The organism is Caldibacillus debilis DSM 16016 (assembly GCF_000383875.1).
Lineage (GTDB): Bacteria > Bacillota > Bacilli > Bacillales > Caldibacillaceae > Caldibacillus > Caldibacillus debilis.
Map to the genome: position 1 here is coordinate 174959 of NZ_KB912880.1, position 22577 is coordinate 197535.

The 22577-nt window shown below is 51.9% G+C and carries 21 protein-coding genes; 18 read left to right on the forward strand and 3 right to left on the reverse strand.

The window, feature by feature from the left end; all coding sequences use genetic code 11:
- Positions 1-264 precede the first annotated feature (264 nt).
- From alaS to A3EQ_RS0104115, 14 genes are all read left to right on the forward strand, one after another.
- Entirely contained in the window at positions 265-2898 is a 2634-nt protein-coding gene (alaS, locus tag A3EQ_RS0104030; protein WP_020153906.1) for an alanine--tRNA ligase, read from the forward strand.
- A 76-nt stretch (positions 2899-2974) separates the two neighbouring features.
- Positions 2975-3244 carry an IreB family regulatory phosphoprotein gene (locus A3EQ_RS0104035; protein WP_026499726.1) on the forward strand — a complete coding sequence of 90 codons (270 nt, stop codon included), beginning with the start codon at positions 2975-2977 and terminating at the stop codon, positions 3242-3244.
- Positions 3244-3669, forward strand: a complete 426-nt coding sequence (gene ruvX / locus A3EQ_RS0104040) for a Holliday junction resolvase RuvX (protein ID WP_020153908.1) — start codon at positions 3244-3246, stop codon at positions 3667-3669. Before A3EQ_RS0104035 ends, ruvX begins: the two co-directional genes overlap by 1 nt.
- Positions 3670-3684: 15 nt before the next feature.
- Positions 3685-3975, forward strand: a complete 291-nt coding sequence (locus A3EQ_RS0104045; protein ID WP_020153909.1) for a DUF1292 domain-containing protein — start codon at positions 3685-3687, stop codon at positions 3973-3975.
- Between the two features lie 142 nt (positions 3976-4117).
- A complete protein-coding gene (mltG, locus tag A3EQ_RS0104050; RefSeq protein WP_020153910.1) occupies positions 4118-5224 on the forward strand; it encodes an endolytic transglycosylase MltG in 1107 nt (368 codons plus the stop codon).
- A gap of 458 nt (positions 5225-5682) precedes the next feature.
- Positions 5683-6606 (forward strand): peptidase U32 family protein, encoded by a 924-nt coding sequence (locus tag A3EQ_RS0104060; RefSeq protein WP_026499727.1) that lies wholly within the window; start codon positions 5683-5685, stop codon positions 6604-6606.
- Between the two features lie 14 nt (positions 6607-6620).
- The gene (locus A3EQ_RS0104065; protein WP_020153913.1) at positions 6621-7886 is read left to right on the forward strand and encodes a peptidase U32 family protein; all 1266 of its coding nucleotides are present in this window, start codon (positions 6621-6623) and stop codon (positions 7884-7886) included.
- A 1-nt stretch (position 7887) separates the two neighbouring features.
- The gene (udk, locus tag A3EQ_RS0104070) at positions 7888-8523 is read left to right on the forward strand and encodes a uridine kinase (protein ID WP_020153914.1); all 636 of its coding nucleotides are present in this window, start codon (positions 7888-7890) and stop codon (positions 8521-8523) included.
- Positions 8524-8683: 160 nt separating this feature from the next.
- Entirely contained in the window at positions 8684-9154 is a 471-nt protein-coding gene (gene greA, locus A3EQ_RS0104075) for a transcription elongation factor GreA (protein WP_020153915.1), read from the forward strand.
- A 761-nt stretch (positions 9155-9915) separates the two neighbouring features.
- Positions 9916-11652, forward strand: coding sequence for a peptidoglycan D,D-transpeptidase FtsI family protein (locus tag A3EQ_RS0104085; protein WP_020153917.1), 1737 nt, complete (start codon positions 9916-9918; stop codon positions 11650-11652).
- Between the two features lie 70 nt (positions 11653-11722).
- Positions 11723-12445, forward strand: a complete 723-nt coding sequence (locus A3EQ_RS0104090) for a YrrS family protein (RefSeq protein ID WP_020153918.1) — start codon at positions 11723-11725, stop codon at positions 12443-12445.
- Positions 12446-12463: 18 nt separating this feature from the next.
- The gene (gene mtnN / locus A3EQ_RS0104095; protein WP_020153919.1) at positions 12464-13156 is read left to right on the forward strand and encodes a 5'-methylthioadenosine/S-adenosylhomocysteine nucleosidase; all 693 of its coding nucleotides are present in this window, start codon (positions 12464-12466) and stop codon (positions 13154-13156) included.
- A gap of 428 nt (positions 13157-13584) precedes the next feature.
- On the forward strand, positions 13585-13821 hold the full coding sequence (locus A3EQ_RS22705) for a YrhC family protein (protein ID WP_026499728.1): 237 nt from the start codon (positions 13585-13587) through the stop codon (positions 13819-13821).
- Positions 13818-14054, forward strand: coding sequence for a hypothetical protein (locus A3EQ_RS0104115; RefSeq protein ID WP_020153923.1), 237 nt, complete (start codon positions 13818-13820; stop codon positions 14052-14054). Before A3EQ_RS22705 ends, A3EQ_RS0104115 begins: the two co-directional genes overlap by 4 nt.
- 676 nt (positions 14055-14730) lie before the next feature.
- Here A3EQ_RS0104115 and A3EQ_RS0104135 read toward each other — a convergent pair.
- Both A3EQ_RS0104135 and A3EQ_RS22425 read right to left on the reverse strand, forming a co-directional pair.
- A complete protein-coding gene (locus A3EQ_RS0104135; RefSeq protein WP_020153927.1) occupies positions 14731-15798 on the reverse strand; it encodes a type I restriction endonuclease in 1068 nt (355 codons plus the stop codon).
- Between the two features lie 919 nt (positions 15799-16717).
- Positions 16718-16912, reverse strand: a complete 195-nt coding sequence (locus tag A3EQ_RS22425) for a hypothetical protein (protein WP_020153929.1) — start codon at positions 16910-16912, stop codon at positions 16718-16720.
- A gap of 465 nt (positions 16913-17377) precedes the next feature.
- Between A3EQ_RS22425 and sigK the strand changes: the two genes are divergently transcribed.
- Both sigK and A3EQ_RS0104165 read left to right on the forward strand, forming a co-directional pair.
- Positions 17378-18109, forward strand: a complete 732-nt coding sequence (gene sigK, locus A3EQ_RS0104160; protein WP_020153931.1) for an RNA polymerase sporulation sigma factor SigK — start codon at positions 17378-17380, stop codon at positions 18107-18109.
- A 103-nt stretch (positions 18110-18212) separates the two neighbouring features.
- A complete protein-coding gene (locus A3EQ_RS0104165; RefSeq protein ID WP_020153932.1) occupies positions 18213-20009 on the forward strand; it encodes a M3 family oligoendopeptidase in 1797 nt (598 codons plus the stop codon).
- A gap of 155 nt (positions 20010-20164) precedes the next feature.
- Here the strand turns inward: A3EQ_RS0104165 and sda are convergent, their stop codons facing one another.
- Complete coding sequence (sda, locus tag A3EQ_RS0104170) at positions 20165-20311, reverse strand: sporulation histidine kinase inhibitor Sda (RefSeq protein ID WP_020153933.1); 147 nt, start codon at positions 20309-20311, stop codon at positions 20165-20167.
- 641 nt (positions 20312-20952) lie between these two features.
- Here sda and A3EQ_RS0104180 point away from each other — a divergent pair.
- The gene (locus tag A3EQ_RS0104180; RefSeq protein ID WP_020153935.1) at positions 20953-21495 is read left to right on the forward strand and encodes a YqeG family HAD IIIA-type phosphatase; all 543 of its coding nucleotides are present in this window, start codon (positions 20953-20955) and stop codon (positions 21493-21495) included.
- Entirely contained in the window at positions 21473-22576 is a 1104-nt protein-coding gene (gene yqeH / locus A3EQ_RS0104185; protein ID WP_020153936.1) for a ribosome biogenesis GTPase YqeH, read from the forward strand. The genes A3EQ_RS0104180 and yqeH overlap by 23 nt, the downstream gene beginning before the upstream one ends.
- The last annotated feature ends 1 nt before the right edge of the window (position 22577 follow it).

The following is a 22577-nucleotide window of genomic DNA, read 5'->3' on the forward strand; positions in this document are numbered from 1 at the left end:
GCGTTTCAGGCGAAAGAAATAAGCGGAATTTCCCTGGAAGGACAGAAATTCCAGATGAAGGATAACGGAAGGCAGATCCGGAGTGCAGGAAAACCCTGCCGCAATGACGCGTCATAACCGACAAGTGACGGGAGAAGCGGAACGTTTCCTCCCTGATCAGGGTGATACCACGGAAAACTCTTCGTCCCTGCATTTGGGATGGAGAGTTTATTTTGTGTAGCGTCCATACATAATGAAAACGTCAGCTCAAGGAGGTTTTTATTGATGAAACGGTTATCCAGTTCCGAAATCAGGCAAATGTTTTTGGCCTTCTTCCGGGAAAAAGGCCACCGGGTGGAGCCGAGCGCTTCGCTGATTCCGAAGGACGACCCGAGTCTTTTGTGGATCAACAGCGGGGTCGCCACGCTGAAAAAATATTTCGACGGGCGGGTGAAACCGGAAAACCCCCGCATCACCAACGTGCAAAAATCGATCCGCACCAATGATATTGAAAATGTCGGCAAAACGGCACGGCATCATACCTTTTTTGAAATGCTCGGAAATTTTTCCATCGGCGATTACTTTAAAAAAGAGGCGATCGAATGGGCCTGGGAGTTTTTGACGAGCCCGAAATGGATCGGCTTTGACCCGGACAGGCTTTCCGTGACGATCCATCCCGAGGACGATGAAGCTTTTCGCATTTGGCGGGATGAGATCGGGATCCCGGAAGAGCGGATCATCCGTTTGGAAGGGAACTTTTGGGATATCGGCGAAGGGCCGAGCGGACCGAACTCGGAGATCTTCTATGACCGGGGTCCGGAATTCGGGAACGATCCGAACGATCCGGAACTTTTCCCGGGCGGGGAAAACGACCGCTATTTGGAAGTGTGGAATCTGGTCTTTTCCCAATTCAATCATAATCCCGACGGCAGCTACACCCCCCTCCCGAAGAAGAACATCGATACGGGGATGGGTCTGGAGCGGATGGCTTCCATCCTGCAGAACGCCCCGACGAATTTTGAGACGGATCTGTTCCTGCCGATCATCCGGGAGACGGAGAAAATTTCCGGGGAGACCTACGGACGGGACCGGGAAAAGGACGTGGCCTTCAAGGTCATTGCCGATCATATCCGCGCCGTGACCTTCGCCGTCTCCGACGGGGCCCTTCCTTCCAACGAAGGACGGGGGTATGTCCTCCGAAGACTGCTCAGGCGCGCCGTCCGTTACGGGAAAATGCTCGGCATCGACCGGCCGTTCATGCACGGGCTCGTTCCGGTCGTCGCGGAGATTATGGGCGATTTCTATCCGGAAGTGGCCAAAAGAAAAGAATTTGTCCAAAAGGTTGTCAAAACGGAAGAGGAACGTTTCCATGAAACCCTCAACGAAGGGCTGGCCATCCTGCAGGAGGTCATCAAGGAAGAAAAGGAAAAAGGGACAAAGGTCATCAGCGGGGAAGTGGTGTTTAAGCTTTATGACACCTACGGTTTTCCCGTCGAGCTGACGGAGGAATACGCCGCGGAAAGCGGCATGGAAATCGACCGCACGGGATTTGAAACGGAAATGGAAAAACAGCGGGAGCGGGCGAGAAACGCCCGGCAGGAAGCCGGTTCCATGCAGGTCCAGGGCGGCGTCCTGGGCGATATCACCGTCCAAAGCGAATTTGTCGGCTACGACTTGCTGGAAACAGAGGCGAAGGTCCTGANNATCATAAAGGACGGAGATTTGGCCGACGGGGCTTCCAGCGGGGAAGAAGTGCAAATGATTTTGGACCGCACCCCCTTTTATGCGGAAAGCGGCGGGCAAGTCGCCGACCGGGGGATCATCGAAAACGCCCATTTCCTCGGCAGGGTGCTGGACGTGCAAAAATCCCCGAACGGGCAAAACCTGCATAAAGTTTTTGTGGAATCGGGAAGCCTCCTGACCGGCGAACAAGTGACGGCAAAGGTCGATGAAAAAAGCCGGGTGAACATCACGAGAAACCATTCCGCCACCCACCTGCTGCACCGGGCGTTAAAGGACGTCTTGGGCGAACATGTCAACCAGGCGGGCTCCCTGGTGGCGCCGGACCGTTTGCGCTTCGACTTCTCCCATTTCGGGCCGGTGACGCGGGAAGAATTGGAGCGGATCGAAACGATCGTCAACGAAAAGATTTGGGAAAGCCTGCCCGTCACCATTTCCCACATGCCCCTTGATGAAGCCAAGGCCATGGGCGCCATGGCCCTCTTCGGGGAAAAATACGGGGAGATCGTCCGCGTCGTGAATATCGGCGGCTATTCCCTCGAGTTGTGCGGCGGCTGCCATGTGCCGAACACCTCCGTCATCGGCTTGTTCAAGATCGTCTCCGAAGAAGGGATCGGCGCCGGAACCCGGCGGATCGAAGCCTTGACCGGCGAAAGGGCATACGCCTATTTCAACAGCCAAATCGAGATCTTGAACGCGTCGGCGAAAAAGTTAAAGGCGCGGCGGGAAGAATTGCCGGAAAGAATTGAAGGCCTGCTGAACGAAGTGAAGGAACTGCAGCGGGAAAACGAATCCCTGGCGGCCAAGATCAGCCATTTGGAGGCGGAACAATTGGTCGGCTCGGCGAAAGAGATCAACGGCGTCAAGGTCTTGGCCAAAAGGGTACAGGCCCGCAATATGAATCAGCTGCGCGCCATGGTGGATGAATTGAAGGTGAAGATCGGATCCGGCGTCATCGTCCTCGGCACCGTTGACGACGACGGCAAAGTCCAGTTGAGCGCCGGGGTGACGAAGGATTTGACCGGCCGCTATCACGCCGGAAAGCTGATCAAGGAAGTCGCGGGCATATGCGGCGGCAGTGGCGGCGGCAGGCCGGACATGGCGCAGGCGGGCGGAAAAAATCCCGGCAAGCTGGACGAGGCGCTCGCCTTTGCCGAGAACTGGATAAAAAAGTTTTAATATCTTGTTCAACTGGTGTACAATATAAATAACAGTCAGGCTGCGCAGTTTGCCAACGGAAAGCGAGGTGCATGAAGTGGGATCGCTGGACAAAACCATGCAATTCCATTTTCCCGAAGAGCCGCTGGAGAAGGAAGTAAGGGAAGTCATCTTTCACGTTTTCCAGGCGCTGGAGGAAAAAGGATACAATCCGATCAACCAAATCGTCGGCTACTTATTATCAGGGGATCCCGCCTATATCCCGAGGCATAAGGACGCCAGAAACATCATCCGGAAACTGGAGCGGGATGAAATCATCGAAGAGCTGGTAAAATCCTATTTGGAGCATCATCGTGAGGAAAAGTAATGCGGATCATGGGACTGGATGTCGGCACGAAAACGGTGGGCGTGGCGGTTAGCGACCCGTTCGGCTGGACCGCCCAGGGAGTGGAAACGATCGCCATCGACGAAGAACAGGACGAATACGGTTGGGAGCGGCTGGGAAAACTCATCGCGGAATATCAGGTGGATCAAATCGTCATCGGTTTTCCGAAAAACATGGACGGATCCACCGGTCCGCGGGCGGAAGCGGTCCGGCGATACGCCGCCATGGCGGAAGAAAGGTTTCATATCCCGGTCATTTTATGGGACGAGCGCCTGTCGACGATGGCCGCCGAGAGGATTTTGCTGAAGGCGGACATGAGCAGAAAAAAAAGGAAAAAGGTCATCGACAAGATGGCGGCGGTCATGATTTTGCAAAATTATTTGGACAGCAAAAAATCACGGATATAATACGGAGGTTAAAAAATGGAACACGGCGACAACCACATTACGGTCATCGACGACGAAGGCAACGAGCAGCTGTGCGAGATCCTGTTCACCTTCGAATCGGATGAATTTAACAAATCCTATGTCCTCTATTATCCGGTGGGGGCTGAAGAGGATGAAAACGGGGAAATCCAAATTTACGCATCCAGCTTTACGCCGGGCGACGAAGAAGGGCAATTGCAGCCGATTGAAACGGAGGAAGAATGGGATATGATCGAGGAAGTGCTGGACGCTTTCCTCGCGGAAGAGGAAGAGGAGGAAGAAAAATAAAAAAATGGCAGAGTAATCGATTTTCATTCGATTGCTCTTTTTTTTCAGAAAAATATTGCCATTGATTCGGGAAAGTATAGTATAATGATTCGCGAGAATCGGTTACTTTCCCGAATATCCTCGAATTTTAAGGAGGAAGCGCATGGATAAAGAACAAATCTTGCTGGAGAGGCAAAGGGAAGCGAAAGTCGTCCGGAAAATCGTCTTCATCACCGCCTCCGTCATTCTCCTCATTTTTGCCGGAATCGTGACGGGGGGATATTTATATGTGAAAAACGCGCTGGAACCGCGGGATCCGCAGGATCACCGGGAAATTGAAGTGAAAATCCCGATCGGGTCCGGGGTGGGGACCATCGCCGACATCTTGGAAAAGAAGAAGGTCATCAAAGACGCCACCGTTTTCAAGTATTACGTGAAATTGAAAAACGAAACCGGTTTCCAGGCGGGCACCTATCATTTGAAGCCTTCGATGACCTTCGATGAAATAATCGCCAGCCTGAAAACGGGAAAAGTCTATAAAGACGCGGTCTACAAAATCACGATCCCGGAAGGGACCCGCCTGAAGGACATCGTTGCGATCATCGACAGGGAAACGAAATATTCGAAAGGCGAGATTGAAGCCTTAGTGAACGACCGGACATTTATCAGACAATTGATGGACGAGTATCCCGGATTGCTGACCGAAGAGATTTTGCAGAAAAATGTCAAATATCCGCTGGAGGGATATTTGTTTCCCGCCACCTATACATTTGACGACGAGAATGTTCCCTTGGAAAATATTATAAGAGAGATGGTGAAAAAGACGGACGATGTCCTGCAGAAATATTTGCCGGACATCGAACAGAAGAAGATGACCGTCCATCAGGTGCTGACGCTGGCTTCCCTGATCGAGGAGGAAGCGACGAAGCTGTCCGACCGGAAACTGATTTCCAGCGTGTTTTACAACCGGATGAAGATCGGCATGCCCCTGCAGACGGATCCGACGGTGTTGTACGCCCTCGGGATCCATAAAGACAGGGTGCTCTATGAAGACTTAAAAGTGAACGATCCGTACAACACTTACAAGCACGCCGGGCTGCCTCCAGGGCCGATCGCCAATGCCGGCACCGACTCGATTGAAGCGGCGCTGTATCCGAAACATTCCGATTACTATTATTTCCTGGCGACCAAAACGGGGGAAGTGCTGTTTTCCAAAACGAAGGAAGAGCATGATGAAAAATACAACACCCATATCGCCGGGCAAAAATGATATTCGCTTTTTTCCGATTCTGTGTTATAATATCTCAAGTATTTAAAGAGGATGCATGGAAGAAGGAAAAGGAGCGGGCTCATTCAGCAGTCGCTTCTTCTCTTTATGGGGAAAAACGGCTCCGCTCTCGGCCGGAGGAAGGGGCCGGGCATATGCGGCAACGGAATTGCGGTCTTTCCGCGGGTTTCAAAAAAATCTGCGGAAAGATCCCCTTTTTTTAACCGCCGGCGGATAACCGGACGGAAAAAATCCTCTATGCCGGGACGGGATGCCGGCTTCGGGATCCGGAAGCCCGGATCTTTGGAACCGGCCCCGGTTGCCATGGACGCCATCCTGCCGGAACGGGTCGCGGCCGGACGGCCGGTGCCGCCGGGGAGAGGCGGAAAATTTCTTTCGCCGGCAGAAATCCGGCGCCTGAGGGAAAAAGGGCATGCCCGGCGATTTTCGAGGTGAGCCTGATGAAAAGACCTGAAATCTCTGTCACCCCCTTTTCCGTGGAAGATATCGAACCGTTGATCGAAGCCGGGGCCGATGCCTTCCTCATCGGGGAAGAGCGCTACGGGCTTTGCCTGGCGGGGGAATTTAAGCGGGAGGATATCCGGCGGGCGGCCGAGGCCGCCCACCGCCGCGGAAAAAAGGTGTACGTGTCGATGAACGCCCTCTTCCACAACGATCTCGTCGACGAATTGGCGGACTATGTCGCCTTTTTGCAGGAATGCGGCGCCGACGCCGTCATCTTCGGCGATCCCGCCGTTTTGATGACCGTCCGCGAAACCGCCCCGGGGATGAATCTGCACTGGGACCCGGAAATGACGGCGACGAACTGGTACAGCTGCAATTATTGGGGGAGGAAAGGGGCGAAACGGGCGGTCCTCTCCCGGGAGCTGAGCATGGATGAAATCTTGGAGATCAAAGCCCGCGCCGAAGTGGAGATCGAAGTGCAAGTACACGGCATGACCTGCATGTTCCATTCGAAGCGGAAACTGATCGGGAACTATTTCGCCTACCGGGGAAAGCAGCTGGCGGTCGAAAGGGGAGACGGTTTCCTCTTCCTCTTCGACAAGGAGCGCAACAATAAATATCCGATCTTCGAAGACGCAAACGGAACCCATATCATGAGCCCGAACGATATTTGCATCATCGACGAACTCGGTGAGCTGATCGAAGCCGGCATCGACTGCTTCAGGATCGACGGGATTTTTAAGGATCCCGCCTATTTAAGGGAAGTGACGAAGGCCTACCGGACCGCCGTCGACGCCTATTTGGAAAGCCCCGGAAAATACGGGCGGCTGAAAGGGGAGCTGCTTGCGAAGATTCAGGCGGTGCAGCCGAAAAACCGGCCGCTGGATACGGGGTTCTTTTTCAAGGAAACGGTCTATTAGAGGGGGGAAAGCCATTGACCGGGCCTGCTGCGGAAACCGTCCTCGAAAGGAAAGAAAAACGGGCGGTGAAAAAGCCGGAATTGCTGGCGCCTGCCGGGAATTTGGAGAAGCTGAAAGTCGCCGTCCTCTACGGGGCGGACGCCGTTTATTTGGCCGGCCGGGAATACGGCCTTCGTTCCAATGCGGACAATTTTTCCCTGGAGGAGATGAGGGAAGGGGTCCGGTTCGCCCGTCAACACGGAGCGAAAGTGTACGTGGCGGCGAATATTTACGCCCACAACGAAAACATCCCGGGGCTGGAAGATTATTTGCGGGCCGTTGAAGAGGCGGGGGTGGACGGCGTGATCGTCGCCGACCCGCTGGTTATCGAGACTTGCAAAAAGGCAGCCCCGGCCCTGGAAATCCATTTGAGCACCCAGCAGTCCCTGTCCAACTGGAAGGCCGTCCAATTTTGGAAGGAAGAGGGGCTCGACCGGGTCGTGCTGGCGAGGGAAACGAGCGCGGAGGAAATCTGCCTCATCAAAGAGAAAGTGGACATCGAAATCGAGACCTTCATCCACGGGGCGATGTGCATCGCCTATTCCGGCCGCTGCGTCTTGAGCAACCACATGACGGCAAGGGACTCAAACCGGGGCGGGTGCTGCCAATCCTGCCGGTGGGATTACGACCTGTACCGGCTGGAGGGAGAAAATGAAGTCCCCCTCTTTTCCGAGGGCGATCCTCCCTTCTCCATGAGCGCCAAGGATTTGCGCCTGGTTGAAGCGATCCCGAAAATCATCGGTCTCGGGATCGACAGTTTGAAAATTGAAGGGAGGATGAAATCGGTCCATTACGTGGGCACCGTGACGAACGTCTACCGACAGGTGATCGACCGGTATTGTGAAGATCCGGAAAATTTCCGGCTGGAAAAGAGATGGCTGGACGAGCTGGAAAAATGCGCCAACCGGGAAACGGCTCCTGCCTTTTTTGAGGGATTTCCCGATTACCGGCAGCAGCTGTTCAAAAACCACAGCAAAAAGCCGAGCCACCAATTTGTCGGCATGGTGCTCGGCTACGACCCGGAAACGGGGACGGCGACCGTCCAGCAGCGCAATTTTTTTCAAACGGGGGATAAATTGGAGTTTTTCGGGCCGGGCATGAAACATTTTACGATGGAACTCGGAGAATTGACCGATGAAGAAGGGAATCGGATCGAAGCGGCCAGGCATCCGCTCGAGATCGTAAAGATAAAAGTCGATCATCCGGTCGAACCGTACTACATGATTCGAAAGGAGAACTGACATGCAGGGGAAACCGGTAGTCATAGGGGTCGCCGGCGGCTCCAGTTCCGGCAAGACCACGGTGGCAAAGGCGATCTGCGAAAGGCTGGGGCACCAATCCATCGTTTTAATCGAACAGGATGCCTATTACAAAGATCAAAGCCAACTCCCCTTTGAGGAACGTTTGAAGGTCAACTACGACCATCCGTTGGCTTTCGACACCGAGCTGCTCATCGAGCATTTGCAGAAATTGATCCGCTACGAGCCGATCGACATGCCGGTCTATGATTACAAAGCCTATACCCGCTCAACGGCAACGATCCGGGTCGAGCCCCGGGACGTGATCATTTTGGAAGGCATTTTGGTGCTGGAAGACGAAAGGCTGCGCAAGCTGATGGACATCAAATTGTTTGTCGACGCCGATCCGGACATCCGCATCATCCGCCGTCTGCAGCGGGATATCCTGGAAAGGGGGCGGTCGATGGAATCGGTCATCCGCCAGTATTTGGAGGTCGTCCGTCCGATGCACAACCAATTTATTGAACCGACGAAACGGTATGCCGACATCATCATACCGGAGGGCGGGAAAAATGCGGTAGCCATCGATTTAATGGTGACAAAAATCAGAAGCATACTGGAAAAAAAGTCATTTTTATGAAATGATATCATAAATACAATTATTAATTACCGCAAAGGGTTCCCGCAGGGCTGCGGCCCATCGGCTGATCTGCCATGCAGGGGATTTTTCTATTGGCCATGAAACGGTCCAATGCGCGGAAAAAAATACAATAAGGAATGATCATAAGGAGTGAGGGAAGATGACAGGAGAAAAAAGCTATCCGATGACGAAAGAAGGAAGGGAAAAATTACTCCAGGAGCTCGAATATTTGAAAACGGTTAAAAGAAAAGAAGTGGTGGAACGGATCAAGGTCGCCCGCAGCTACGGCGATCTCTCCGAAAATTCGGAATATGATTCCGCCAAGGAAGAACAGGCCTTCGTCGAAGGCAGGATCAACCTGCTGGAAAAAATGCTCCGCAATGCGATCATCATAGAAGAAGACGATTCGGATGTGGTGACCTTGGGGAAATCGATCACCTTCGTTGAACTGCCCGACGGGGAAGAAGAAACCTATACGATCGTCGGGAGCGCGGAAGCCGATCCCTTCGAAGGGAAAATCTCCAACGATTCCCCGATCGCCAAGAGCCTGCTGGGCAAAAGGGTAGGCGATGAAGTGGTGGTACAGACTCCCGGCGGCGAAATGAACGTCAAAATCATCGCGATTAAATAAAAGCGTCTCTTTCTTATCGGCCGGTCTGACGATCGGCCGATGCGGCCGCCTCGGGCCGCGCAGGAGAAACAGGCCTTATCGGCGGCAGGAAAACGGAGCGGATTCCGGACAGGGAAAGCCCGTTCCCTTGCCGGAGGAGCCGCCCGTTTGCCGGGCGGAGCTTCTCCGCCTTTGCCGCCTTTAAGGAGGAGCTTTCCGCCGATGAAACCGGCGGCATTGCATGACGGATTTTCGTGATTCCGCCAAGGGAAGCTGCCCGGCGACCGCCCGGTGCGGCTTTTTTTGTGTCCGGATTTCCCGTTTCGGCGGTGCCGGGGTGGCGTGGCAACCGGAAAACGACGGATGCCTCTCCGGTTTGAGCCGCCCGCAGCTGATTGCCGGCCGGGAAGGGAAGCCGCGTGAAGCCGAAATCGCTGGCGCGTTTGAACGGCCTGCCGTTATCCGCCGCCCCGTCATCTTGTACACGGGGCTTCGCCGGATGGACCCGGTTTTTAGTCCGGACCGGCCTGTCAAAGCGCATCCCGGCGGTTTTGGGAAAAACGGCAGGCTTTCGGCTGCGGGAAAGGCAATCGCCTGTTTTCGCTTCCGGTTCCTGCCAGGTTTGAACGGACCGCCGCCCCGTACGCGGCCGGACGGATCTTGCCGGTTCGTTGATGTTTTGCAGATACGCCATTGTCAGACCACCCGCCTATCTTGCGGCAAAACCTCTTCCGGCGTCTAAAAACTTGCCGCCCCGTCTACACTGCTAAGGGGTGGTTCCTATGCCGAACAGAATCCGGGGAATCTCCGTGTTCATCCTTTGCGCCATCCTTGTTCTCCTTTTGCGGTTGGCGCAGATTCAATTGTTGGAACCGGAATCCTTTGGCAAACATCACATCAACCTTCTGGAAGAAAGCGTGAAACAAAGGGCGCAGGAGTTTTTGCTGGATGACGGGCGGGGGGAATTTTACGACAAAAACGGCCGTCCCCTCACCCGCACGAAAGTCCCCTCCCTTGTCCTTTTCCCGTTTTTGAAGGATATGGACTGGGATGTGGAGGCACTAGCGGAAATCTTGAACGTAACGCCCGAGGAAATCGAGGCCGCGGTGCGGACGGCGGAGAAGCCCTTCGTCTTCAGCCGGCCGTTGACGGAGGAAGAAATGGAGAAAATCAACCGGCTGAAAATCCCCGGCGCCTTTGCCGTTTATAAGGAGACGGACGGGAAGGACACGATCGCCGCCCAATTGATCGGCGTCATCGGCGAAAACGGGAAGCTTTTCCGGGAGCGCTATCCGGACCGGTCCGGTTCCGCGAAGACCCCCGTCGGTCTGACGGGTTTGCAAAAAGGTTTTGACGAATTTCTGATCCCCGATGAAAATTCCAGGCTTGTTTTTCATGTGGACGGCAAGGGGGATCCGTTGTTCGGCCTGCATGTCCGTTACATAAGCCCGGCCAATCCCTATACCCCGCTGAAGGCGATCACGACGATCGACGGGGAGATCCAGCGGGAGACGGAACGGATCGCCGACCGGCACAAGATGAAAAAAGGCGGGATCGTTCTCCTCGACATCGAGACAAACAGCGTCCTCGCCCTTGTTTCCCGCCCGAACCTCGACCGGGCCAATCCGTTCGCCGGCGATGGGAGCAAAAATTTTCCGGTTGAAGCCCAAATCCCGGGATCCGTTTTTAAAACCGTCATTGCGGCGGCGGCGATCGAGGAGGGAATCGTTCCGCCGGACCGCCAATTTGACTGCGACCGGCCGGCCACCGGAGAGGGGGAGGCGGAAAGGAAGCTGGGGGTCCTCGATTTTCCCGACAGCTTCGCGCAAAGCTGCAACTATACCTTTGCCCAATTGGCGAAAGAATTGGCCGAAAAGGACAAGAATCTGATCGAAAAATATGCGGAAAGGCTCGGCCTGCTGGAACCTGTCGGCTGGCGGGGCGATGTCTTCCGCTTGCCGGATTTCCGGCAGCTTCCCGACGAGGAGGGGGGAAGGGTGTTCTTGAACGATGAAGAGCGAAGGGATAAAAATTTTGCCGCCTTGACGGGTATCGGGCAAAAAAACGTTCGGATTACCCCCCTTGCGGCCGCGAATATGATGGCGGCCATCGCGCGGGGAGGCGAGAAGAAGCAAGTCCGTTTCGTTTCGGAAATCCGGTATGCGGACGGTTCGACGATGTTTTCCTTTCCGGAGCAAAGGATGGCCGGGGAAAACATTTCCCCCGATACGGCGAAGGCTTTGCAAAAATTGCTCCGCGGCGTCGTGGAAAAGGAAAAGGGGACCGGCAGCGCTTTGAACCGGTTGCCCGCTGCGATCGCCGGGAAATCCGGAACGGCGGAAACGAACCGCTACGCAGGAGAAAAACAGCTGCTCAACAAATGGTTCGTCGGCTATTTTCCCTACGAAAAACCGAAATATGCGCTGGCGGTCGTGAATCTGGAAGTCTTTGCCGATGAAGGTTCGGTGTTGCCCATATTTGCGGACATGGTAAAATATTTACACGGGAAAGGATCATAATTTTCGGTGTTGGATTTCCCGGCCGGTTCATATACTTTTGATAGCCATCCTTCCGAAGGAGGGGAAAAAATTGCCGGAAAATCAATATTATCCGCCCTTCCGGACATCCAGGTCGGAGCAATACGCCAAAAAAAGAAAGGAAAATTTTATTTTAAATCTTTTAATTGCCGTCGTTTTTTTATTGATCATCATCGTCGCCTTCTCGATCCTGACCGGTAAACCTGCGGATCAGGCCGGCGGTGGAGATCATGCGGAAAAAACCGGCGAAAATGCCGCTGCCGAGCATAAAAATTCAAAGGAGGAAGGGAAGGGGGAGGCTTCCGGCGCCGGCGTTTCATCGGACAACGCGGCTTCGGAAGGAGAAGCCGATGAAACCGCGACCGGCGGCGGAGAAGATGCCGACGAGTCGCAAACGGTAAGCGGTTCTGCTGAAAATCGGGAAGTGGAAATCGCGGAAAACGAAAATGATCCGAATGTGATCAAAACCGTCGTCAACCCGTCCTGGAAGCCGGTGGGCACCGTCCAGAGCGGGCAGCATGTCACCCGATACGATGAAGGCACCGTCGACCGGCGGGAAATGGACCGGGCCATGGCCTATGCGGCAGGCCTGGCGGAAGATGACATGATCGTTTGGTGGGTCGGCCATGGCGGCGAGCCGAACAGAAATGTGATCGGCACGATCACATCGAAAGATCAGACAAAAATTTTCCGCGTCTATTTGGAATGGGTGGACGGCCAAGGGTGGAAACCGGTAAAATTGCAATATTTGCGGGAAAACGATAAAAAAAGATAAGAACAGGGAGACGGATCAATGAAGATTGCAGTGATCGGAGCCATGGAAGAAGAAGTGGAAATTTACCGGGAGAACATGCGGGATAAGCGCGTCCTTACGGTCGCCGGGTGCGAGTTCACGGAAGGAAGACTGGCGGGGAAAGACGCGGTCCTTTTGCGTTCCGGGATCGGCAAGGTCAACGCGGCCATGGGGACCGCCCTGCTGCTGGACAGATTCAAACCGGATTACGTGATCAACACCGGTTCCGCCGGAGGGTTGAACCCTTCCCTCAAGGTCGGGGACATCGTCATTTCCACGGAGGTTCGCCATCACGATGTGGACGCCACCGCCTTCGGCTACGCCTACGGACAAGTCCCGCAGATGCCCGAGGCCTTTCCTGCCGACAGCCATCTCGTGGAACTTGCGGAAATCTGCGCGTCGCGGATCGGCGATGCCCAAACGGCAAAGGGACTGATCGCCACCGGGGATTCTTTCATTAACGATCCGGAACGGGTGGAGGAGATCCGAAGAAAATTCCCCGGCTTGCAGGCGGTGGAAATGGAAGCGGCGGCCATCGCCCAGGTGGCCTATCAGTTTTCCGTTCCCTTTGTCATCATCCGTTCCCTTTCCGATATCGCAGGAAAGGATTCCGATCTTTCCTTCGAGCAATATTTACGGAAGGCGTCGCAAAACTCCGCTTCCCTAGTCATGAAGATGGTGGAATCGTTATAAACGGATCTTCCGATCGGAAAAGGGAGGCCGGAGGCCTTTTAAGGAAGGCATCCGGCTTTCGTTTTTACATGATTTCGCCGACGGCATCATCGATCATCCGGAAGCTGAACCCTTTTAACCGGGATTTCCCCAAGGAAATCTTCCTTTCCAGGAGCCGGGGGCCGGTTTTCTCGGGGCGTTCTTTCGGATATCGGGATCCATCGGCAAAAAAGAGTGATAAGAAAACCGTTCTTGTTTGGCCGGTTGCGGCGCCAAAACGGAGCGGTTTTCTTTTTTGCCCAAGTGGATGGGAACAGACCGGGCCCCTCTTTACGCGCCATTTTCCTGATTTTTCATGGGGAAAGAACGGATTTTCTATGTTAATCTATAAATATCAGTTTTTCGGATCAACCATCCGTCGCCGGATGGAAAGATCGGAAGGTGGAAACATGGAAGATAGGAAAAAATTGCGGGAGAAAATTTCCGACTATCATCATTTTTCCTTTGTTTTAATTGCCCTCAGCGCATTTTTATATATCGGAATTTTCATAGACCAATATCAATATGAAGGCCGGCGTGTTCTCTTCCTCGCGACGGGGATGATTCTCCTCCTCCTTTTCGCCTTTTTCTTCCGCTTTTTGTCCGGACGGTATGAAAGAGCGCTCGCGGAAATGGATGAGGAATGATCCTTCTATTTGGGGAAGGAATCCTTGCGGACCGGATATGCGGAAACGTTCACAAAATTTTCACCGAATTGTTGCCGATCGTTCAAAAGCCGTGCCGTAAACAACATATTCCCCGTGATAAACTGATTATAGACAGAACGTTGAGGAGTGGGAATATGGTTGCTGTTATCGTCGGCCTGTTAATCAGCACCGCGATCGGAATTTATATCGCCAATGAAGTCAGTGTGGAATAAGCGTCCGGCTTCTTTTGGGAGGCCGGGTCGCGGCGCTGGTCTTTGCCTTGCGTTTTTCCATCCGATTTCCCCCTTTGCTTAGGATGGACCGAAACCATTCGGATGCGGAATTGAAAAGATTGGAAAAGGTTTTTTAAAAACCTTTGCCCCGTTGCGGAAACGGGGTCTTTTTTTATCTGCCGACCGGTTGCGGCGTTTCGGGGGAAGGCCCGGACGGCGTCTTTCTCTTTTGCCGGAGGAAAGGAAGGAACGTTAAAACTCCCCAGTACGGGCCCTAAAGTCTTTTTTGCCGGCAAAGGCCACCGAAAGGGCTGGCGATGTCGGGGAACGGCCGAGGGGGTTCTTCCTGTCCGGATCACACGCCGTCCCTTTTGCCGGGAGAAGGGAATCCGGCGGCAAGAAAGTGTGTTTCGATACCTGTACCGTATTGCCGCCCGCATTGTGAAAAAGTTTGAGAATGCCGGGGAGAACCAAAAAGACTGTTCCGGTCGGTTTGTAGGAAAAGGGGCGGAATTGCAGCATCTTGCGGCGAAGGGTGTGGGGGATGGCGTTCGAAAAGGATATGTGCTCCCGGATTGTGCAAATGAAAGAGCCCCTTTGCCGGGGCTCAAATCATCATTATTTCCGGACCAATGCTAAAATCCCTGATATGCCGATGAAAATCCCGCTGAGCAAGTTAATCCAATAATTTGTTTGCGACTTCAATGATTTGATCTTTATATAAATAAATATCTTCCAGGCTGTTAATTTTGTATTGCGTTTTAAGATCATCGTTTAATTGAATTCTTTTATTTGAGGTATTAAACAGCAAACGGCAGACCCATTTTCTAATATTGTCGTCAATTAAAACATTGAGATAGCGCAAGTTATCACGATAGTATATTCGTTCTGGATCAATAACATCTTTTAGAATCATTTTTACATGAACATAACCTTCAATTTCCTCTTCTGTCGTAACAATTTCTCCTTTATCTCTTAATTCTGCATTACCTTCATGATCTGTTTTCGGACTGGCTGCCTCCGCTTTCGAAGTATCTAGCGCTGCTTGAAGCTTATCATTTACTCTTTCAGTAATAAATTGATTTATCGATTTTTTCACTATAGTTCTGAAGCTATCGATAACATTTTGTGTCTTTCTGCCCTCATAAATATGGCTTAAAAAGAATACGATAAATTCATCTGATGGGGATTCTATTTCTTTTTTCAGCAATTCCTTAATATCATTTGTATATCGCAATTCTGAAGCTGTATTCAGTATATTATCAATATCAAAGACATTTTTCCTAAACTTTTGCAATTCAGCTATGTTATTTTCTCTAAGCTCCAATAGATGAAAAACAAAAAACGGTTTTGAATCCATCTTATTGGTTTCGTCCAAATCAGTAAAAAATTTATATATCACACCGTTGGTTAAAATGGCAAATTTCGCTTTCGTCGAACTGAAATAGCGGAAAAGTTGGGAATCATGTTTTTTCAAATCGTCGTTAATCGGTTTGGCCTCAATTAATATAAGAGGTTCCCCATCTTTCAAAATGGCATAATCAACTCTTTCACCTTTCTTTATTCCAACATCAGCTGTAAATTCCGGTAAAAATTCCTGGGGATTGAAAACATCATAACCTAAAATTTGGAAAAAAGGTAAAATAATACTTGTCTTGGTGGATTCCTCATTTTGAATGCTATCAATTATTGAACTTACTCTTTCTGAAAACCTTTTAATTTTCTCTACAAATTCAGCATCCATATTTCATTACCTCCATTTTCTAAAATATTTTCATCATTTATTGATCCCCGATTGTTTGTCGGGAAAATGATCGTCTTCCAGATTTTCCGCAAAATCTTCGAATAAGCAAAACATAGTTCCGGGTACATTTGAAGAAATGCCCGTGGACCGAATAAAAATAAAAGACATGAAATCCAATTTCATGTCTGTCGAGCCATTAGGTGTAATATGATCTTGTACGTCGCTTACAAATATTGCCGTTTTCATTCGCGGAATTCGGATTCTTGTTCTCAGGGACGGAGGAACCAAGGATTCGAGGATTTAACTTGGCTTTTTTGACTTTTCTGTCATCAGCAGGTACAAAAAACCACAATTTTGAAAGGTTTCGAAGCCGGGTTTTGTTTGTCCTATCATTTAGCAATGTAAGTGGATCATTTTTCCAAGACATTCCTTTTCATTTTCCACGCCAATTTACATAATATTATAAACGAAAAATATGAACATTAAAATAAGTGCGTAAAACAATAACGAAATGGATTTACAGCGATCCAAGAAGCTGAACTTCTATTTCCGCTTCGAAAATGGAATTGAATCGGTAAAATCCACGCGCCGGATCGTGTTGTACGGTTTTAAAGGCATAAAGGACAAAAACCCCAATGGAATGTATTTCGGGTGTATCCTCCAAGACAAGAGGGGAAGGAATGCAAAACCACCCAAATTCTCGAAATGAAGTAGGACTTCATTAAAATCAAGTACTGACCACTGCGGAAGTAAGAAAATCTAAATGCCACTTGTCAGCGGCCGTACGCCGTTAAACCCGATCAAGTTATTGAAAAGAGAAAGTTTAAGAACTGCAGAAAGAATGGATCGTGTTGCGGAAAATTCCCGTCCGTATGGGCCCGATTAAAGAAAAATCCCCTCTCATTCAAGAGGCCGTTCATCAAGCAGTTCCCGCAGCTCCTTGATATCCTCCAATGTCGCCTGCTTTCGGATGAAACGCCGCGCCCTTGAACGATTGCTCAAATACTTGGCGCATTCCTTGGTTTTTTCTGCCATCTTTTGTTTGCTTCGGTTTGTTTTTCCCCATTTCCCATTTCTCCTTCTTTCCCACGGCAAAATTCTTCGTTAAGGCCATGAGGCTGTCATTTCAATCGGATCCCGATTTAAATCGCTTGTATAAAAGCCGTGTGATGTTCAATTCTTTAATAAATGATCGAAAACAAGAGTTGAAGAAAACCGGCCGATCCCCCATTTCTTCCCGAAAGTGAAAGCGCGCATTCTCCTTGCCACAAAAAAATTCCCCGCCGGCAAAAACCCGGCTCCTCCCGTCATACGATGATCCCGTTCAGGTCTTGCCGGGCGGTGCTCAGCCTCCATCCAAGGCCCTCCGGGCTTCATTTGGCGGCGGGGGATTTTTCCGGCGATAGGGGGATTATCACGGCTCTTCCCCGTTTGTCGATCGCTCCGCATGGGGGAAGCCGTCCCGGAAAGCTTTGCAATGGGCGTACAGGCACGGAAAAACGGGGCGCCACATACAATGATAATACATTGTTTTCCGCCGGTTGGGCAGAAGAATCATCCGGTTTAGGAGGTCGTGCCTGTGCCTGGTTTCCTTTCAAGCCTCGCCTTTTTCATTAAACAGCTTTCCCTCCTCGTTTCCTATGTCAAGAATAACGCCTTTCCCCAACCGCTGTCCCCGAGCGAAGAAAAATATTATCTGCAAAGAATGGCGGAGGGCGACCTGGAGGCCCGCAATCTGCTCATCGAGCACAATCTGCGGCTCGTCGCCCACATCGTGAAAAAGTTTGAAAACACGGGAGAAGATCAGGAAGACTTGATCTCCATCGGCACGATCGGTTTGATCAAAGCGATCGAAAGCTTTTCCGAAGGAAAGGGGACAAAGCTGGCTACATATGCGGCGAGATGTATCGAAAACGAGATCCTGATGCATCTTCGGACCCTTAAAAAAACGAAGAAGGACGTCTCGCTCCATGACCCGATCGGACAGGACAAGGAGGGGAATGAAATCAGTTTGATCGACGTGCTCAAATCCGACTCCGATGACGTGATCGAAACGATCCAGCTCAACATGGAATTGGAAAAGATCCAGGAATATATATCCGTTTTGGACGAACGGGAAAAGGAAGTGATCATCGGCAGGTTCGGGCTGGAAACGCAAGAGGAAAAAACCCAGCGGGAAATCGCCAAGGAACTGGGCATCTCCAGGAGCTACGTTTCCCGGATCGAAAAGCGGGCGCTGATGAAAATGTTCCATGAGTATTTCCGGGCGGAAAAGGAGAAGAAGATCAGGGAGCGGCAGGAAGAAGAATAGCCGCAGCTTCCTCCCTGAATTTCCCGCCCGTTCCCCGATTTCGTATTGAATTTCCGCCTATTGGAAGTGTATAATCAAGAATATTCGAAGGGAGGGATTTTTTTTGGAACATACATATGCGCTGCGCTGGGATTTGGACTCCTTGTTTCCGGGAGGAAGCGAATCGGAGGAGTTCCAGCGCTATTTGTCGGAGATCAGGGAACAATTGGCCGCCCTGAAGGACAGGATCGCGTCCCTCGATGAAACCGTGGACTTGGACCGGTTTTGCGGGATCGTCGGCGGGATGGAGACGGCGATCGTAAAACTCCGGCAAGCCAGCGCCTTCATCAGCTGCTTGCTCGCCCAGAACACGGCGGACAAAAAGGCGATGGAACTGCGCGGCCAAGTTTCGGAAAATTTTTCGCAATATTTCAACATGTTGGCGGTTTTAGATGAGAAAATAAGGGCCGTCGACGACTCCCGCTGGGAAGAATGGCTCATGGACGGCCGGCTCCGGGAAATCGCCTTCGTTCTCAACGAACGGAGGGAGCAGGCCAAAGAGAAACTCTCCGCCTCCGAAGAGGCGATCATCCAAAATTTGAGCGTTGACGGCTATCATGCTTGGGAAAATCTCTATGACATGATGGTCGGCGATATGGTCATCCCGGTGGAAGTGAACGGGGAAAGGAAAAACCTGTCCTGCGGTCAGGCGGAAAATCTCTTTTCCGACCCGGACCGGGATGTGAGGAAAAGGGTGTTCGCCAGCTGGGAAAAGGCATGGGGGGAAAAGAGCGAATATTTTGCCGCCGCCTTGAACCATCTGGCCGGTTTCCGGTTGAACGTCTACAAGTCTCGGAAGTGGGAGGATGTCTTGAAGGAACCGCTGATGCACAACCGGATGAAAAAGGAAACTTTGGCCGCCATGTGGTCGGCGGTGGAGGACAACAAAGAGCCGTTCGTGGCGTATTTCAACCGGAAGGCGGAATTGCTCGGGCTGGAAAAACTGTCCTGGTATGATTTGAACGCCCCGTTGGGCCGGAGCGGCAGGAAAATCCCTTATGAGGAAGCGGCGGAAACGGTCATCGCCCAGTTCGGAAAATTCAGCGGCCGCATGGCTGCTTTTGCGAGGCAGGCCCTCGGGAACCGCTGGATCGAAGCCGAGGACCGGCCGGGGAAACAGCCCGGCGGGTTTTGCACCTCCTTTCCGGACAGCAAACAATCCCGGATATTTATGACCTACTCCGGGACGCTCCCGAATGTATTCACCCTCGCCCATGAATTGGGACACGCCTTCCATGCCCATGTGTTGGCGGAAGAACGGCCTTTCCGGCAAATGTACGGCATGAATGTGGCCGAGACGGCCTCCACCTTCGCGGAGATGATCGTTGCGGATCACGCGTTAAAAAATGCGAAGACGGAAGAGGAAAAGCTGTACTTGCTGGATGATAAAATTGCCCGTTCCGTTACCTTTTTCATGAACATCCACGCCCGCTTTCTCTTTGAAACGAGGTTTTATGAAGAACGGAAGCAAGGGCCGGTCGGCGCCCGGCGGCTGAACGAAATCATGGAAGAAGCGCAAAAGGAAGCCTATTGCCGCGCCCTGGCGGAGTATCACCCCCTGTTTTGGGCGTCGAAGCTCCATTTTTATATCACGGACACGCCTTTCTACAATTTTCCATATACCTTCGGCTACCTCTTCACCATGGGCATATACGCCCGGGCCCTGGAGGAGGGAAGGGACTTCGAGGACCGCTATATCGCCCTGCTTCAGGACACGGCGGCCATGACCGTGGAGGATTTGGCGAAAAAGCATTTGAACGTGGATCTTACAAAGAAGGAGTTTTGGGATTCCGCCGCGCGGCTTTGCGTGCGGGACGTGAAGGAATTCCTTCGCCTGACGGAAAAACGGGCCCGATCTTGAACAGCTCAAACCGCGCAGACATGCGCGGCTTTTTTTGTAGGAAAACCGATTTTCTGGTATTTTTTTAGATAGCGGGTTCCGAAACGGGACGGGAAGGTGAGGCGTTTTTTGGCGGATGGCAAAAAAAAACAGCTTGATGGGGCCGTTGCTGCGCTTCAAACCGATTTTTTGATCCGATGGGAGAGGGAGCGGCGCTGTATTTCTCTTTCGATCAACAGGATGAATTCTGGCGACAGTTTCAGTTCGACGGCTTTAAAATAAGATTCAATGAGAAGCTCGTCAGGCAAATGAACAAGGCCCACAGAATTTCACCCCCGTCCTGATTTTTTCCATGGCTTGTCATCCAGGTTATTATTTACTTTAGCAAATCCGGGCATATTGAACAACGGAGCAGTTATCCACAGGAAAAGGGTGAAAACCTGTGAATAATCTGTTAATATGTTAGAAAAAAACCTGTAATTTCAAGGCGGAAATTGTGGATTAAATTATCCACAATGTTGAAGGAAGCTTCCAATTGTCGAAAAGTTTTTCCCCCATGTCGGTTTTTTTGGGGCGGTGTCGAAGAAGGAGGGGCGGGCTTCCGGGAAAAACCGGCCCCGTTTCACCGATGTTCATATGGCCGGTTATCGCATCAATTTCTTGGGAAACCGGCAGCGTTTCAACCGGAAAGGAAACTTCTTGAAAAGAATCGGATCCGGTTTCAGTTTGTCGGCCTAAGGCGCGTCGAAGTCACCGAGGAGATAACGATGCTGAAACCGGCGGTAAACGATTTGCGGGAATCGGAAATCCTCGGCTGCGGCATCCGAAACGAGGACGCCTGAAGCACGGATCCGACAGCCGACCCCGTGAAAATCTTGACGCGTCCCGTTCAATTCCCTTTTGAAATTTGCAACGTTTTCCGGTATGATTAATTTCATGCGATTCGTATTGGGGTGCATGGATGATGTGGAAAAAATTTCTGCCGAACGATTTCGTTCCATCGGTCCGGGACATTTCCCCGGAATATTTGAAGAAACGGGAGATCCAAGGAATCATCACCGATTTGGACAACACCCTCGTGGAATGGGACAGGCCCCTGGCCACACCGGATGTCCGGTCCTGGATGGAAAATATGAAGGCCCACGGCATCCGGGTCGTGATCGTCTCGAACAACTCCAAAAAGCGGGTCTTCGCTTTTGCCGACCCGCTCAACGTGCCCTTTGTCTGCAGGGCGAAAAAGCCCCTCGGCAAGTCCTTCCGAAAGGCGCTCGAGATCCTGGATTTGCCGAAGGAGAAAGTGGCCGTCGTCGGCGATCAGCTGCTGACGGACATCTACGGGGGGAACCGCAGCGGGTTTTTTACCATTTTGGTCGTCCCCGTCGCCCAATCGGACGGATTCATGACAAAAATCAACCGGATGATTGAAAGAAAGCTGTTCCGGTGGTTTGAAAAAAAGGGACTTTTCCCGTGGAAGGAGGGTGTACGTGGAAAAAGTGTTGACCTGTGAAGGCTGCGGCGCGCCGCTGCAGTCGGAAGACCCGAGCCGTGCCGGCTACCTTCCGGAATCGGCGCTGGCGGGGGGAAAACGGATTTGCCAGCGCTGCTTCCGGTTGAAGCATTACAACGAAAACACCGATGTGCCGCTGGATGATGGCCGCTTTTTAAAAATGCTGCATGAAATCGGGCAAAAAAAGGCCCTGTTCGTCAAGATCGTGGACATTTTCGATTTCAACGGCAGCTGGCTGCCGGGCATTCACCGGTTTGCCGGAAGGAATCCCGTATTATTGATCGGCAACAAGGCGGATCTTCTGCCGAAATCGGTGAATAAAGACCGGGTCGTCCAATGGATGCGTAGCGAGGCGAAACATTTGGGGCTGAAACCGGTGGACATCCTGTTGATCAGCGCGGAAAAGGGGTACCGCATCCGGGAAGCCATCGAGATGATCGATTATTACCGGAACGGCGGGGACGTGTACGTGATCGGCTGCACAAATGTCGGGAAATCGACGTTTATCAACCGGCTGGTGAAAGAAATCCGGGATGAGGATACGGGCATTACGACCTCGTTTTATCCCGGCACGACGTTGAACATCATCGAGGTGCCGCTGGAGGACGGGAAAACCCTGTATGATACGCCGGGAATCATCAACCATCACCAGATGGCCCACTATGTGGGGAAACGGGATTTAAAGATCATCACGCCGAAGAAGGAAATCAAGCCGAAGATATACCAATTGAACGACGGCCAAACCCTGTTTTTCGGCGGTCTGGCCAGGCTGGACTTCCTCAAAGGGGAGCGCACCCCCTTTACCTGTTATTTGTCCAATGATTTGCTCGTCCACCGGACCAAACTGGAAAGGGCCGACGAACTTTACGAAAACCAGAGGGGAAAACTGTTGTCCCCGCCCGGGGAAGAGGACCTCGACCGGTTTCCCCCTTTCTATCGGCAGGAATTTTCTATCAAGCGGGAAAAAACGGATATCGTCTTCTCGGGGCTCGGCTGGGTGACGGTGAACCGGCCGAACGTCGTCGTTGCCGCTTATGCGCCGAAGGGCGTCCATGTGTTTATCCGGAAATCGATTATTTAGG

Coding starts and splice junctions, on each gene's coding strand:
- ruvX (WP_020153908.1), top strand. CDS start 3,244: ATGCGGATCATGGGACTGGATGTCGGCACGAAAACGGTGGGCGTGGCG.
- A3EQ_RS0104045 (WP_020153909.1), top strand. CDS start 3,685: ATGGAACACGGCGACAACCACATTACGGTCATCGACGACGAAGGCAAC.
- mltG (WP_020153910.1), top strand. CDS start 4,118: ATGGATAAAGAACAAATCTTGCTGGAGAGGCAAAGGGAAGCGAAAGTC.
- A3EQ_RS0104060 (WP_026499727.1), top strand. CDS start 5,683: ATGAAAAGACCTGAAATCTCTGTCACCCCCTTTTCCGTGGAAGATATC.
- udk (WP_020153914.1), top strand. CDS start 7,888: ATGCAGGGGAAACCGGTAGTCATAGGGGTCGCCGGCGGCTCCAGTTCC.
- greA (WP_020153915.1), top strand. CDS start 8,684: ATGACAGGAGAAAAAAGCTATCCGATGACGAAAGAAGGAAGGGAAAAA.
- A3EQ_RS0104085 (WP_020153917.1), top strand. CDS start 9,916: ATGCCGAACAGAATCCGGGGAATCTCCGTGTTCATCCTTTGCGCCATC.
- mtnN (WP_020153919.1), top strand. CDS start 12,464: ATGAAGATTGCAGTGATCGGAGCCATGGAAGAAGAAGTGGAAATTTAC.
- A3EQ_RS22705 (WP_026499728.1), top strand. CDS start 13,585: ATGGAAGATAGGAAAAAATTGCGGGAGAAAATTTCCGACTATCATCAT.
- A3EQ_RS0104115 (WP_020153923.1), top strand. CDS start 13,818: ATGATCCTTCTATTTGGGGAAGGAATCCTTGCGGACCGGATATGCGGA.
- A3EQ_RS0104135 (WP_020153927.1), bottom strand. CDS start 15,798: ATGGATGCTGAATTTGTAGAGAAAATTAAAAGGTTTTCAGAAAGAGTA.
- A3EQ_RS22425 (WP_020153929.1), bottom strand. CDS start 16,912: ATGGCCTTAACGAAGAATTTTGCCGTGGGAAAGAAGGAGAAATGGGAA.
- A3EQ_RS0104180 (WP_020153935.1), top strand. CDS start 20,953: ATGTGGAAAAAATTTCTGCCGAACGATTTCGTTCCATCGGTCCGGGAC.